The sequence below is a fragment of the Clostridium sp. MT-14 genome (assembly GCF_042436595.1).
GTDB lineage: Bacteria > Bacillota > Clostridia > Clostridiales > Clostridiaceae > Clostridium_B > Clostridium_B aromativorans.
The window spans coordinates 1-15,430 of record NZ_JBHMIY010000029.1 but is presented as its reverse complement, the minus strand read 5'-3'; the positions used below and the strand labels follow the sequence as shown (position 1 = coordinate 15,430).

The 15,430-nt window shown below is 29.4% G+C and carries 17 protein-coding genes; all 17 read left to right on the top strand.

Going from position 1 to position 15,430, the window contains the following annotated elements; translation table 11 throughout:
- Window positions 1–716: 716 nt before the first annotated feature.
- Window positions 717–1,064: a hypothetical protein gene (locus tag ACFHWD_RS16330; protein ID WP_378062698.1), complete on the top strand. Its 348-nt coding sequence runs from the start codon at window positions 717–719 to the stop codon at window positions 1,062–1,064.
- 1,311 nt (window positions 1,065–2,375) lie between these two features.
- On the top strand, window positions 2,376–2,570 hold the full coding sequence (locus ACFHWD_RS16325; protein ID WP_378062697.1) for a hypothetical protein: 195 nt from the start codon (window positions 2,376–2,378) through the stop codon (window positions 2,568–2,570).
- A complete protein-coding gene (locus ACFHWD_RS16320) occupies window positions 2,557–2,979 on the top strand; it encodes a hypothetical protein (protein WP_378062696.1) in 423 nt (140 codons plus the stop codon). The genes ACFHWD_RS16325 and ACFHWD_RS16320 overlap by 14 nt, the downstream gene beginning before the upstream one ends.
- Before the next feature lie 111 nt (window positions 2,980–3,090).
- Window positions 3,091–3,972 carry a DUF5309 domain-containing protein gene (locus tag ACFHWD_RS16315; protein ID WP_378062695.1) on the top strand — a complete coding sequence of 294 codons (882 nt, stop codon included), beginning with the start codon at window positions 3,091–3,093 and terminating at the stop codon, window positions 3,970–3,972.
- A gap of 90 nt (window positions 3,973–4,062) precedes the next feature.
- Window positions 4,063–4,242 carry a hypothetical protein gene (locus ACFHWD_RS16310; protein WP_378062694.1) on the top strand — a complete coding sequence of 60 codons (180 nt, stop codon included), beginning with the start codon at window positions 4,063–4,065 and terminating at the stop codon, window positions 4,240–4,242.
- A gap of 312 nt (window positions 4,243–4,554) precedes the next feature.
- Window positions 4,555–5,262: a hypothetical protein gene (locus tag ACFHWD_RS16305; RefSeq protein ID WP_378062693.1), complete on the top strand. Its 708-nt coding sequence runs from the start codon at window positions 4,555–4,557 to the stop codon at window positions 5,260–5,262.
- A gap of 42 nt (window positions 5,263–5,304) precedes the next feature.
- Entirely contained in the window at window positions 5,305–5,454 is a 150-nt protein-coding gene (locus tag ACFHWD_RS16300) for a hypothetical protein (protein ID WP_378062692.1), read from the top strand.
- A gap of 59 nt (window positions 5,455–5,513) precedes the next feature.
- On the top strand, window positions 5,514–5,729 hold the full coding sequence (locus tag ACFHWD_RS16295; protein ID WP_378062691.1) for a hypothetical protein: 216 nt from the start codon (window positions 5,514–5,516) through the stop codon (window positions 5,727–5,729).
- Between the two features lie 49 nt (window positions 5,730–5,778).
- On the top strand, window positions 5,779–6,885 hold the full coding sequence (locus tag ACFHWD_RS16290) for a hypothetical protein (RefSeq protein ID WP_378062690.1): 1,107 nt from the start codon (window positions 5,779–5,781) through the stop codon (window positions 6,883–6,885).
- A 276-nt stretch (window positions 6,886–7,161) separates the two neighbouring features.
- On the top strand, window positions 7,162–7,491 hold the full coding sequence (locus ACFHWD_RS16285) for a hypothetical protein (RefSeq protein ID WP_378062689.1): 330 nt from the start codon (window positions 7,162–7,164) through the stop codon (window positions 7,489–7,491).
- A gap of 305 nt (window positions 7,492–7,796) precedes the next feature.
- On the top strand, window positions 7,797–8,231 hold the full coding sequence (locus ACFHWD_RS16280; protein ID WP_378062688.1) for a hypothetical protein: 435 nt from the start codon (window positions 7,797–7,799) through the stop codon (window positions 8,229–8,231).
- A gap of 19 nt (window positions 8,232–8,250) precedes the next feature.
- Window positions 8,251–9,831, top strand: coding sequence for a terminase large subunit domain-containing protein (locus ACFHWD_RS16275; protein WP_378062687.1), 1,581 nt, complete (start codon window positions 8,251–8,253; stop codon window positions 9,829–9,831).
- Between the two features lie 229 nt (window positions 9,832–10,060).
- Entirely contained in the window at window positions 10,061–11,458 is a 1,398-nt protein-coding gene (locus ACFHWD_RS16270) for a phage portal protein (protein ID WP_378062686.1), read from the top strand.
- An 872-nt stretch (window positions 11,459–12,330) separates the two neighbouring features.
- The gene (locus tag ACFHWD_RS16265) at window positions 12,331–12,714 is read left to right on the top strand and encodes a hypothetical protein (RefSeq protein ID WP_378062685.1); all 384 of its coding nucleotides are present in this window, start codon (window positions 12,331–12,333) and stop codon (window positions 12,712–12,714) included.
- A gap of 49 nt (window positions 12,715–12,763) precedes the next feature.
- Window positions 12,764–13,282 (top strand): hypothetical protein, encoded by a 519-nt coding sequence (locus tag ACFHWD_RS16260; protein WP_378062684.1) that lies wholly within the window; start codon window positions 12,764–12,766, stop codon window positions 13,280–13,282.
- A 61-nt stretch (window positions 13,283–13,343) separates the two neighbouring features.
- Window positions 13,344–13,691, top strand: a complete 348-nt coding sequence (locus ACFHWD_RS16255) for a hypothetical protein (protein WP_378062683.1) — start codon at window positions 13,344–13,346, stop codon at window positions 13,689–13,691.
- Window positions 13,692–13,706: 15 nt separating this feature from the next.
- Window positions 13,707–14,879, top strand: a complete 1,173-nt coding sequence (locus ACFHWD_RS16250) for an Ig-like domain-containing protein (RefSeq protein ID WP_378062682.1) — start codon at window positions 13,707–13,709, stop codon at window positions 14,877–14,879.
- Window positions 14,880–15,430: the final 551 nt, after the last annotated feature.

The following is a 15,430-nucleotide window of genomic DNA, read 5'->3' as shown; positions in this document are numbered from 1 at the left end:
TAAGGTATATATGTGAGTTGTGTAAGCACTAGAGCAACTATTAAATAATTCTTGGGGTTACATGGAGCCGTAAGCAATTAAAATTCATGGGGACAAGCGTATTTCTGCTATTATACTAATGCCCCTCAGTCGGGTATGTATGACCGTCTAATAAATTATACAGGGTGGTACACTCAATCGAAAGATGGCTTTATTGTAGTTCCTAATGGGTGAGTAGTTAGGATAGTCTATAATAAAACAATGGCAGTGTGACAAAGAAACTTCAACTCATTATACGGAGTTTATGTCAAATAGTTTGCTCAAAAATCCCAGGGCAAACTATATCCAAATTGCTTAACTATTGCCGGAGTTTATCACGATTAAATTAAAAAGTCAAGTATTTAATCTTTATAGAACCGATTTAAGGCATGGTAAAATTGAAGGTATATAATTATACCTTTTAGAAATAAACGGGGCTTAAATGACAAATTTGGGAAAATTGAAGTCCGGGAAGCATTGATTTTACTTGATTCTTAAAATCGGTTTTTCAGGGTATAAGGTAGAAACTCCAGAACTTAATTTTGGTTTATATAATCCATATAAAATTAATAAAAGAGAGTTATTAAGAGTAATCCATATAAAATTAATAAAAATAGTGAGATAAATTAGATAGATTGACTTATTTGAAGAAATATGCTATTATAGTAGTATATTAAATTTTAGGAGGTTGATTTTATATGGATTTTAAAAAATTGCAAGAGGAAATAAATGGGATGGCTGCGGAGGATCTTACAGAGGTGGCATACAAAAATTTTTACAGCATTGTAAACTTTTTAAATGAAATGGAGAAATTGAAAGGTGAAGAAGTAGAGGTAAGTTTTGATGGAGGTATAAGTAAACTATTTGGAATACCAGAATTAAATTTGGAAGTAAAAAACGATAAAATTTATTTTGGAAATAGGGATGAAGATGATAATCCTTGCGGATTTTCTATTGATTTAGATAATATCTGGGAGGTGGACAAAATCCCGGGTGGCGGATATAACATAGTAATGGATAACCAGGAAATTTCTATACTTTTTTAAAAGAATTTGAGGAATAGGACTAGGGGGGTTTTCCCCTTTAGTCTACCTAATCTAATAAAATTAATAATACCTCCTAATATATAAATCGCCAAGGTATCTCATATAAAATAAATAATATGAGATGCCTTGAAAGCAAAAGTGTGCTAAGGAAATATGGAATAAATATAATGCTCAAAAACAAAAAGAATATTATCATAAAAAACATAATTCTGTATAAATAAAGATAGGCTTTAAACCATTGGTATTACTAGGGTTAAGAGAATAATAGGTGAATCACTTTAAGGGATATGTAGAAGATTAATAGATGGTATAATGCTCATAAAAAGTAATAATTCTAACGGAATAGAAAATCGCTATAACCGTATGTATAATAGCATTTCAGTATAATATAATTTATTTACTTTAAGGGAAATAGACAAAAAAGAGGATGTTAAGAAAATAGAAATATGCTCTAAACCGTTGATATGACTAGGGGTAAGAGAATAATGGGTGAATCACTTTAAGGGATAATAGTAGTATAACAATTGATATCATTGGGATTGTGAGCAATTTGAGATATGAGTCTTTAAGGGGAAATAAATTCGGACGAAATAGAAATATGCTCTAAACCGTTGGTATAATAGCGATTAGCAAAATATAATTTATTTACTTTAAGGGTATACAAAAGAAATAAATCCGAAAAATAGAAATATGCTCTAAACCGTATGTATAATAGCGTTTAGAGGTATTGTAATTATTTTATTATATGGTATACAAAAATAAGGATGCGTTATAAGATAGAAATGTACTCTAAACCGTATGTATAATAGCGTTTAGAAGGATAATGAACAAATCACTTTAAGGGAAAGAGAGAATTGGAATAGGAAGAAAAATAGAAAAATGCTATAACCGTTGGTATCACTAGGGTAGCGAAGAATGATGTTTTTTTATTATATGAGTAATAAAAGTAAGTGATTAAGATGAGTTATCTAATAATAAAAGATAATTGATTCTAGTCACTTTTTTGTGATTAGTGTTATGTGTGCCGCATAACAATTTATTTTCCCTTTTCTATGTGTTTGGGAAAAAATAGTATAGTCATTATTTTGGTAACTTTTGCTAATATGTTCATGTCAGTTCAAATCTGACTTCTTCCAAGAAAACATTGAATAATTAGATGGATAACGGGAATTAATGCGTTATAAGTATTATGATAATTAGATTGTAATACTTTTATTTTGTAGACTAAGAGGTATTTATTTACCTCTTTTTTTTTATACCTAAAAAGTTGTAAATAAATTTAATAAAATTAATAAGCAGAGGTGAGAGAAGGTGCAAAAGGATGGAATTATAAAACAAATTAAGTACCTAAAAAATTATAAAGGAATTACTTATACATGGATTGCAAAACAAGTAGGATTAACAGGAACAGACATGAGTCATTTTATACATGGAAGGTATCTGAGTAAAAATAAAATAAATAAAATTGATGAATTTTTGGAGGGATATTTATATGAAATTAGATAAAGATAGTTATACAAAAGAAGAAGTAACAGAAATACTACAGGGTTATGATACTAAAATAAATGATTTTACAACTAAACTAAATGAAGCAAATACAAAGGTTGCTGATGCAGACAAGCAAAAAGAGAAGATAGACTCTCTTACAAAGTCAAATTTAACTAATAGTATTAAAGTTGAAATGCTTAAGAATGGACTTAGTGAGGATATGTTTGATCTTGTAGCAGATAGCAAGGACATAGATACTGCAAGTAAAAAAATTAATAAATTGATTGATATAAAAAAGAAAAATGATATTGATAATGGATATAAACCAACTGAACATAATACAGCACAGACAGAATATACCGAGGCACAGAAAAAAGGTGATGTAGGTGGTATGTTAAAAGCGAAAATGTCCAAGTTATTCAAATAAAATCAAAAATAAAATAAATAGATTATAAATTAGTAATAGATAAATATTCTATTACTTTTTTTATTAAATAAAACCAATAAAATAAATAAAAATATGAAAGGAAGTTTTTATATGATACAAACAAAAGATTTTTTATCAATGGAAAATATAGACCTTATGGCAGAATTGGGGGTTGCACAGCCACTTGATACTCCACTTACAACTCTTTTAATGGGTAGAGGACAGGTAGACAAGGAAACAGCACCACTGGTTTATTTTAGAGAAAAAACTCTTGATACTACAGAGGACATTTCACAAGTTGAAGGCAGCGAAACTACAGTATTCCAGAATTCTACAAGAGTACCAAAGTCAAATTTTTGTGAAATATTTAAAAAGGCGGTACAGGTATCTGGAACAGCACAGGCATCAAGTGTTACTGGTATAGCAGATATGTATAGTTCAGAAATGGCAGACAGATTGATCGAATTAAAAGTTAATTTAGAAGATAAATTAATAAATGGAATTAAAAATGATGGTTCTGCTACTCCATTTGTTAGACATATGGATGGTATTTATTCTTTTGTAGATGCAGGAAATAAAGTAACTAATACGGCATTAGCAGAAGAAGATTTCAAAGGCACTGTAAAGAAACTTTGGGATAATGGACTAGGTTCTAATGGTTATGTTGCATTATGTAATGCAGATTTAAAAGAAATAATAGACAGTTTTTACAATACACAATATAATTACAATGCACCACAGGGAGAGTTTGGACTTGTGGCAAACGGTATCAATACAAATTTTGGCCATGTTTCTTTAATATTGGATAGGCATATACCAGAAGGATCGTTAATTGTGTTTGATCCTTCATATATACGCCTTGGCTTTTTACGTACCCCATTCTCCGAGATACTGGCCAAAACAGGCGATTCAGTGAAAGGACAGGTAATTGCCGAAGCAACATTGAAAGTACTTAATTCAAAAGCATTGGCAACATTTACAATAAGTGCATAGTACATAAAAATGTGGTCATTTTAGCCACAATTCAAAGGGTACATATTTTGTGTACCCTTTAATATATAAAATAAATAAAAGGATGATACCATGAAAAGAAAATTGACACCGCAGAAAAAATTTGAGAATAAATTACAGAAATTTCTGAGGGAAAGTGAAGAAAGATTAGAAGAAGCAGGACATAAAAAGCATACAAAAATAGAAATGATGGAATTGAAAGCAAAAAATAATAATGCTAGAAAATTAAAAAATAAGCATAAAAATTATTAAAGAAGTTAGTTTATATGTACCTTTGAAGGTACTTTTTTTATTTTATTTTTCAGAGAAAAGGGGAAAAAATTATGAAGTTCATTAAAAACAAATTTTTACAGGAAGGAAGGTGGAAGTGTATAGGTTGTAAAAATCTGACACAAAGGACAGGAGGGTAGGCAAATGTATTAAAGTTTTATCTTAAATATAGTCGTTTTTTAGTTAAATACATATGATTTGTTTCTTTACAAGCACAGCACGAATTAATTGAACGAAAAAATAAAGGGGGAATTACCCGAATGGGTTTATACAAAGGGTGAATATAATTTATGTTTGTCAGATGATTTGGATAGTTTATGGAGTTGCTATTATCTAACGAAATATAGGGGATGGCCGATAAAGTATTTCTATAACTTCTATAGTATTTATAAAGAAGCAGGTACAACAGTAGAAAAGAATTGTATTGCTATTGATATGGATATCTGTAATGGTAAATGCTTATCTAATCACGTCACAGACAATAAAAATCCAGATTGCATTAATTTAAATAGGTATTGTAATGTTAGTAGATGGAACTATACAAGAAAATACGCAGGTTCTACCTTATTAATGGTCATGAGTATATTAGACATAGATATAAATAGTTTCACAGATGAGCAGAAAGCGATCTTGCTTTGTGTGGATTCTACATATTTGCATTACAAGTTTGATAAGAAACTTGCATCTTATTATATCGGGGAAATATTCCAGTATCCTGAACTTATATATATATTAGAGCAGCACGATCAAGAATACTTTATAGACCTGCAAATTAAATATAATCTAAAAGGTAAGATTTATATGGATGACTGGAATCTTATATCTACAGATATTAAACTCAAGGAATTGTCACAATTATTTGATATTGATTTAGATATCCCTCAGAGGGACTACGAAAAAATAGGTAAATTTGAAATACATACTGGTGTCCCACAGCAGGACACTAAAATATTTAGTCTTGCATGGAGTTATAAGAACAGTGCAATTTATAGTACATATTAAAAGTAAAGTTTTAATTAAATTATTTGATAAGGAGATGTTTATATGGAAAAGAAATTTTTTGGTTGCTACAGATCACCATCACATGATGGAGAATTAAAGTGGTCACAGATTTGTAAAGATGAAAATATCAATACATACATAAGCAAGAAGAAAAACATAATACATAGATTAATAAATAAAATATTTAAGTAGAAAATTATCAAGGGGTACTAAATTTTGTATCCCTTGATTTTATACAGGAGGTAAATAAAATGGAAAATAAAGTAACTTATAATATTAATAAATTTACACTTGCAAGTGGACTTTCGTACCTTGGATATCATTACGATAAGATTTTAGATGAAAGAGGTAGACAAACATTTGTATTTGAAAAGACCCCCGAGTTTGAATTGGCCTTGAAGCATCTGATAGAACTAAAAAAGTTATATGGTAATGTTTGGGGGAATAGTTGTATTGATAATAAATAATATAAAAGTTGGACAAGTAATTAAAAATTATAAGGAGTTTTGTACACTTATGAATGAAAAGATTAAAACTGGTACAAGCAAACAAGCACAATTAAAAGAATGGAGTAGATATGTGAAATGGCATAAACAGGGGAATAAATTTATTATAGATGAAATTTACAATATACCTTTACCAAAGCCAATACATAAGGGTAACAATAGCAAATACATAGATGAAATACAGGATATATTGATTTATTACATACACTTTAAATTGCATAACGTAAATAAAGGTGGTAATAAAGTAGGATTGTCTATTAGTGAATTAATTAATATACTTGGACTTGCAAATAATACATATTCTATAGGCACATACAAAAAGAAAGAATTGAGTGATGTTTTGAAAATTGAGATGCCGGCAATATATAATTTTTATTCTTCTACTAGAGCAGAATTTAAAGGAATAATTGAGAGGGCATTGAATAGCATGGAAAAACGTTGTATTTTGCTACCTAATAAACAATATGTAGTTGTTAATATTACCAGAGATAAGCATAAAAAAGAAATTATTAATAGAAGATGCGCAACAAATGAGGAAACAGAATGGATTCTACAAGCAGAAAGGGATACCCTTAATTATTATGGCGTGCAGACTAAAAAAGATATATTTTGTTTGGGTGAAAGAATGTATAAAAAATTTAGGGAATTAGTTTACAAAGAATTACCTTTTGATTGGTATTACCAGGCATATTATTTAATTTGTAACAGAAAAGCAATCAACCAAAGGTATGATGAGATAAAATCAAAGAAAGCACAATTAAATAATAAAATAATAGACAGATTAGAAGAATTATTCAAGATAATTGATAAAAATAGCAATGAGCAGAATTTAATTAATAAATTAATTGATTTTAAAGGGTATGATCTTCATACAGATGATTTAGTAGTAGCAAAGTATGAGAAGGATCACAGTAACTATTATAATAAATTGCAAAAGCAAGATAAAAAAATCAATGAGGAAAATTATAAGAAAGACCAGATTAAAGATACATATGAAAACAAAGATATTGTAGATATCCCTGAACTAATGGAATACAAATATAAAATTAAAAAACATAATGAACATGAGGAATACTGGAGTTATCTTTTAAATGAAATTGATACATATGATATTTAGAGATTAAAAACTTGTCTATTTAAAACCTTATTAAATAGTTCCTTTAATATAGTTTTGAATAGACAACTTTTTTATGTTAATGAGTAAATAAATAATCCCCACCAAAAGGGGGTTATTTTATTTACGGGCTTTTATATATCAATACCATAGTCTTACCAGACAGGTGTCTTGACAGACAGTCAAATTGCTTCTATCGGCACAATCGCTATGCTTATGTGCCGACCTTGGCGTTCCCCCTTAGTGTGTAATTCAATAATGATAAGGAGATTTTAATATATGGCAAAAATTAATAAAAATAAAATAGATTTAGATACAACTTTAGTTTTAATAAATGTAATGTTGAAAGGATTCAGGCAGGAATTAGATATTTGGACAACTGCAACAGAATCAACAGAATTTGTAGATTGGTTGAATAATAATCCTGCATTAAATAGTTATAAGGTAGAGGACAAAGAGAAGTTCACAAATAAGTATTTCATTTTTAATGATTATAAGAAGAAGAAAACTGTTTGCATTGACAAGGATCAAATAAAATATTTTAATATTCCATTCTATGAAGATACCGGGAATAATGAAATTGAATTTAAATACTTGTATTTGAGATAAGTCCAAGTTTGGCCGTATCTAATTTTAATAGTTGCAAAAGTGGAATTTTCCACGCTTGTCAATCACTCAAAGTGATCCAGATAGTGATCCCATTCCATGGGGTGAGCAGATTAATAATAACCAGTCAAAGTTTCGATTGGTTGATAGTGACGCAGAGATCATCACGTTTATATTGCTATCATTTTGAGTAATAACGGGGCAATATATAGATTTTTATTTTGAATAGATTATTCATACCTCTAATGGCTTAAACATGGATTAAAAAGGCTCTATGAACGATGAATTTTATGGAAGGAGAGATTATTATGCAAAAAAGTGAATTTAAAATACAATTAGATAAATTAAGACGACAATCCAGAAAAAAATGGATTTATTTTTGTTGGAAAAATAAAGTGAATAATATTAGTACAAAATTCTCAGAGATGACTGAAGAGGATATATTAGAAAAATATCCGAAACTAATATATCCTTTAACACTTAAAATATATAAAACTAGATGGGAACAAACAGAGGAATATCAGAATCTTTATAGATTGCTCATGCAAATTAGAAGCCAACAGGATTTATATAAAATATATGAAGTTGTAAAAGATAAAGCATTAAAGGGGGATGATAAGGCAATTAAAACCTTTTTATTGCTTAAAAAAGAGATATGGAAAAGTCCTATAGAAAAATCAGGTATCTCTCCAGAGGATAGCCAAGAAGAAAACAAAGATGATTTGGACATATCAGAGGATTAAAAGGGGGGTTAACATATATATGGCTATTATTACATATAAGCAGAAATTAGATAAAATTAATAATGATCCTGTGCTTTGGCTAAAGAATTTTGTTAAGATAGTGGATAACCATTCTCAATTAATTCCTTTTAAACTAAATGAGCAGCAAAAACAAATTGTAAAAGAAATATATGACAATAATATTAAATTCTCAATTATTGGTAAGGGTAGGCAATTAGGTATAACTACTTTAAGTTTAGGATTAATATTGTATACTGCTATTACAAAACCTAATTCTAATTGTATTGTGCTTAGTTATTCGGGTGATTCAGTGTCAGAAGTATATACAAAATTACAAAAGATGTACCAGAGTATACCAGAAAAGTATACTTCTAAATCACGCAAATTCAATAGGCATGAGTTATTATTGGATAATGGCAGCAGAATAACAAATTCTACTGTTGGAACTAAAGAACTAGGAAGGGGAGCAACATATAATTTTATACATTGTACGGAGTTTGCATACTGGCAGAATGAGCAGGATACAAAGGGATTATTAGCATTAGAACAGGCACTAGCTAAGGATAAAGATTCACATATTATAATTGAATCCACAGCACATGGAGTAAGTAACAATTATTATAAACTATTTACCAATGCTTATAAAGATCATAGCAGATACAAAGCATTTTTCTTCCCTTGGTATGCCGATAAAAAGCAATTTTATGATGAATACAAGGAAGCCGAGGCATGGACACAATCATGGAATCATGGCAGGAGATTGGAGAGTAAGGATCTTACTCCACTTGAGCAGGAATTAAAGAATGAAGGTGCTAGTTTACTCCAAATAATGTGGAGAGAATGGAAGTTATTAGATATACCAGAAAAACAATTCAAGCAAGAATTCCCTTCTACACCTGAAGAAATGTTCCAGAGTGAGGATACTGGTGTATTTGATGCAAATACAATTGTAGAGAGGTATAATTATATACCTAAAATATTAAATATCAAGAATATAAAGCCATTACCTAATAGTTTGAGTATTTATTATGGTAATGGCTTAAATATTTATAAGGATATAAAGAAAAATGAGAGATATTTCGGGGGAATAGATACATCAGCAGGATTAAAACAAGATGCTAGTAGTATATGTGTACTGGATAGTTCAGGGGAGCAGGTGGCAACATTTAACAGAAATGATGTACCAGTATATAAATTTGCTCAAATTTGTTATGATTTAGGCTATTACTTTAATTATGCATTGTTGTTGCCAGAAAGAAATACATATGGATTAGATTTAATTACTAGATTAAGGAAAGAAATGGGATATATTAATGTACTCAGAAATAAGCATTTCGATAAGATAACAGGCAAAAGCAAGTATGATTATGGCTGGTATACGGACAATGTAAGTAAAAGTAAATTGGTCATGGACTTAAAAGAGGTTTTTGAAATGGGCATGATATTGGTCAATGATAGAGACACATTGGATCAGATGCGTATATTTCAGGAACATAACGGATCATTTGGAAATGCTAAAGGATCGGAAAATCACGATGATTTAGTGGATGCCTTGAGTTTAGCAGTACAAGCATTGAAAAGTGGGAAAAGTTATGTATAAATAAGCGTAAGTTTACGCCGATTTAGGGAAATCCGTTCGGACTCTCAGGCGGAAGAGAATTCAAAGTTGGATTATCATATTTGCTAAGGCGAAAAAAATCGCTCTAACAAGAAACAGATACAAGCCATTCCCAAAGTTGTGAAATGTAAAATAAATATGTAATGTCCTTTTAGAACTTTACATAATGTAAATTCCTTCAGGGATATTACAAAAGAAAGGAAGTTTAAAAATGAATTTAGAAGAATATATAAATTTGTATTATAATGGGAAACCAACGTGGTTTCAAGATGAATGTAATAAATACATACATCAAGACAGGATAATGAATATATTAAATATACAGGAATATTTAGATGGCAGCCATGCAATATTAAACAGAGCAGATACGGTTTACAATGGTAGGACTTTTAAAACTACTAAAATATGCTTGCAGTATGCTAAACCATTATTGGCGTTCCAGAAGAGTTTTTTGCTGAAAAATCCGATTACATTGACCTGTGAGGATACAAATACATTAAATCAAATCAATGATGTATACAAGCAGGGAAGATTTAACAATACAGATAGTAAAATACTTGACAAGATGAATAAATATGGTATGGTTTCAGAGTATTTATTCATTGATGATAATGATATAATTAAAAGTAAATTGATAAGGCCAGAGGATAGTTATCCTGTATTCACCGATACGGGGGATTACGTATGCTTTATAGAGCATTACACGATACAAGCCAGTAGTATAAGTTATTACAATGTGTTTTATACAGATAGAGTGGAACAGTGGGACAATCAGGGCGGTAATGGCTTATATTTAAAGAATACATATAAAAATTTGAGTGGTTTGCCAGTGCTATATATTAAAAGAGAAAATGAAGAGGATATAACACAGGGCAGAAGTGATTTAGAAGACTATGTCAATATCATTGATAAGATGGAAGATTTGCTTAGTAAATACCATGATTCATTTTATAAATTCCTTAATCCGATCCCAGTCGTGACAGGGACTAAATTGAATATAGATAAAGATGGTAATGGTGCTATAGATAAGAAGGTTGTAGGGAATGTTATGCAATTAGATAATGATTCATCATTTGATTTGGTATTGAGTAAGATGGATATAAATTCATTAAAGGAACTATATAAGATATTAATGAATAGTCTACTTGATATATCGATGACACCGTCTATTGCAATGAATGGTAGTAGCAACCCTGCTAATCTGGCAGAGGAATCAATACGAATGATGTATACATTACCAGTATTAAAGGGTAGTATGTCTGCTGAATACTTGAAGCAAGGTTATTATAGTAGGTGGGAACAGATAGAGAAGTTATTACAGTATAAAGGTATTAATGTAAATGGTTTGGTTGATTGTACCTTTAACATGAGTATACCATCAAATGAAACAGAATTAGTAAATAATATTGTGAACTTATATAATAATAAATTAATGAGTATTGATAGTGCAATAGAACACAGTCCTTATGTGAACGACATAGAGACAGAGATCAAGGCAATACAGACAGGGCAAGAGGTAAGCAAGGAGGATAACCAAGGTACTACTGTAAATAAAGGTACTACTACAGAAAAAGGAACTACTTCAGAAGATAAAGAGAATAATATATAAACAATTAATATTAAGTAATAATTATTACTTAATCAGAAATGAATTAGATATATAGAAGTTATTGAAACTATGTTATGTAGTATTAAATACCATTTATGTTTTATTTGTTATGGCAATTTCAAAAAAAATTTTAAAGAAATTCAAAAATTTTAAAAATTAATACTAAAAAATAATAATTATTAATTAAGATAACCATATAGACCAACAAAGCAGGGAGAATATACATAAATATTCAATGCTATTGTATAATATACATTGTTAATAAGCGGGTATAAATATCATATTAAATGTAATGAATGGTAATAATTAGGTAAAATAATTGGTAATTCTGGCTATTCTCAATTAAATTATTTATATAACTAAAGTGTGAAGTTGGAGAAAATACAGTGATATCAAGGGCTACGAGGATATTTTAATAGTAGTATGAACTTCGTAAAAAGAATATTTAGCGAAGTTAGCATATCAGTTGAAATACATTATCATTTGTGTAAATTAGAATAAATGTATAAAAATTAAGTAAGGTACTACTTAAAATTTTGGTTTTATTTAAAATTTGGTTCCCCCTTTCCTTTAAAATAGGGCTTTAGTAGACTACTTTTTTCACACACCAAAAAATTCATGTAATTCAGGGCAATAAACTCCATATAACCAATATAAAAGCAATTAAATTCAGGGGTATATAATTATACTTTTTAATATTTTAATAGCCTTAAAAGTCAGATTTGACGATATATGTTTCTTGAAATGCAGTAAAATCAATACTTTTATTTTTAAAAAATTAGTATATCAGGAGGATATTACTATAATTTTGTAGAATATTATGACTATATGAATAAAGTATGAACAATTTAATATAGATATGGGGGAGCATTATGAAAAAGAAAATACCTGTAATTATTTGTTGCCTTATTGTTAGTATTTTTATGGTGGGATGTGGAAGTAGCAGTGATGAAAACAAGCCCTTTAGCCAATTGACTTTAGATGAACAGAAGGGCTATTTGTGGAGTATGTCCGAAGATGCTGTAAAAAATAACTTAAAATCACCTTCAACAGCAAAATTCCCATTTTCATATGATGAGGCAGAATTTAAGGCTTTAGGTAACAATGAGTTTGAAATTTCAAGTTATGTAGATGCAGAAAATAGTTTTGGAGGAACAATAAGAAATAATTTTACGGTCACGATTAAAGTTAATGATAAATATGATGAAGGACATCAAGGCTATGGCGGTCATATAGAAGATGTACAGATAAATTAAGAGATAATTAATAAATTGTTTAGTTATTATATCGAAAGAGGGCTATTTAATGGGTAATGAATATTCAAGATTAAAAGAGTTACAAGACATATGCAAAAACAAAATGAATCAAGTTAATGATTTATATAATGATGTAGCAAATCCTATATTAAAAAAAGACATAAAATTGCTTATTGAAAAACATAATGGTATTAAATTAATAAAACCTAATTATTATAAATCAAGTTCTTTTGAGTACAGAATAAATAAAAATAATTTGGAGGTAATTGATAATAGAAATGAAAGTTTTTTATGGAGATTTGAAGTCATATTAAATGTTAAATTAAGATTGGGAGATGCTTTTAGTATAGACAAGAAACCATATTCAGTAAATTATATACATCAAGTTGATAATGAAAATATTTTATCCAATGTTGAAAAAGTAATAAAAGAATTTGAAGATTCAATTCAATTTCTAAAAGAAAATAGAGATTTTAAAGAGTACAAATATTACTATGAGTGTGAGCATGAAAATGTAAAATGCTCAGATATATTTGAGGTATATAATACAATTATAAATAGGGAATAATAGCATTTAGCATCCGTCAACTCATGGGTGCTTTTATTATATAAAGGAAGGAAGTAATACAATGACAAATTTAGATAGATTGAAAATGGAAATAGAAGGGATTGCTCTAGAGGATGATAAATTATCTGTGTATCTGGAGGAAAATAATCTTACTGCAACTGAGGAATATACTCCAACAAGTAATATAAATAAGAAAAATATATATAGGGCTGCATTAGCTATTTTGGAGAGTATAGCCAATAATCCAATCTATATGAGAAATATTAAAAACGATGATATGACTATTAGTCAATTTAGTAAGAATATAAATGATCGTATAGATGCCCTGGACAGAAAGATCCGTCTTATGAGTTCGGACGATTCAGATGATAATACTGGAGCAAGTTTTATATATATGTTTACGGACTAAAGAGGTGATAATATAATGGTAAATAATTATTTTAATATTGGTGATGCTTATAATATTGTAGGGAATACATTCGGGGAGGAATTTACAATATCTACAGATCCAGCAGATTTACATATTGGCCTATTCCACAAAATTGACGATAAAAACAAGGGAACAGATACAATGTATTTACTTACAGATACATATTTGAAGCAGGGTAATATAATCGAATACAAGAATATGAATTATCTGGTAGTTACTCGAAATGAAGAGAATAACCAGGGTACATATAATAAATACATAATTAGAAAATGCCCTTATAGTATCAATTTTAGTATTAATACAAGTATGAATACAGTAGTTGGATATATAGAAACAAAAACTATAGATGTAACTACTGGACAAACAATTATTTTGCCTACAGGTACTATAATTGTAACAATGCCTTTAAATTTTATTACAAATCAGATAAAAGTGAATGATAGATTTATTAAAATGAAAAGTGCCTGGAAGGTTACTGGGTTGGACTTGAGTCTGGAGGGACTTTTAAAGATCACAGCAGACATAGACACCGTTCAATCTGGTGACGATCTAATAAATGAGATACCAGCAGGAAGTTATTTTTATAATTATGTGATGACAGTTTCTCCAGAAAGTATTACTATAGATGCAGGGACAACGCAACAAATAACAACCACAATAACGAATTCGGGGACAACCGTAGAAAATCCTAATCTTACATATACATCCGATAATACAGATATAGCAACAATTGATAATACTGGACTTGTTTCGGCCATTGCTGAGGGTAATTGTAATATAACAGTTAGTTTTGTTGGTGCAGATGGTAACACATATACAAAAACAATACCAACGGTAATAAATGCTGTGGTTGCTAAAACAGTAAGATTTTTTAATGGTACTAGTGAGATTACTACACAGCCATATAAATTATTAAATGCTGATACTGTAACAATAACTGCATATGCTTATAATGGAGATATGCAAACAGCAGATATATTTACTTTTGCAGTAACTTCACAAAATGGTGGAGATAGTTCTTATTATAAATTAACTGTAGTGGATGGAAATAAGTTTAATTTAGAAAATATTAAAGGTGATGGCGGGGAGTACGTAACCATCACAGCAACGGGAGCAGACGGAGTTACAACCGCAGATATTAAGATAAGATTGGCCGGCGAATGGTAAAAAAGGCCTTGACAAAATAATCCTGAAGAGGTAAGTTTAAATCAATTAGATAGTAGACAAGAGTGTGATCTATATGAATTATATAGATTATGCTTATATTGTAAGATAATAGTGACTAAGAAGATTCGTAATCAGTAGGTCACAGGTTCGACTCCTGCTGGGAGCACCAGTTAAATCAACGGTTTTGTCCCATCTATTTACTATAGTAAAATTTAGTAAATGGCTGGGGCTTTTTTATGTGTATAGAAATGAATAATAAAATAAGTTCTTAAAAATTAAGAAAGGGTATATAGCTATTTGTTAATAATATCATAAAAGACTTCACACTCTTGACTCTCTACTCAAATATAAAAAAATATAACTGAAAATCAAAATTCCCAGTTATATAAAACTAAATCAAATCTATTTTACATAAATCTGTCTATATTCTCCATTTATCCCCCAAGTCCTATTCCTCAATTCTTGTAATTGCTTTTGCTAAGGATTTTTTATGGTCCAAATTACCTTGTCTAGCTATCATTATTCTCTGTGCCTGAGGTGAACCTGCCCCG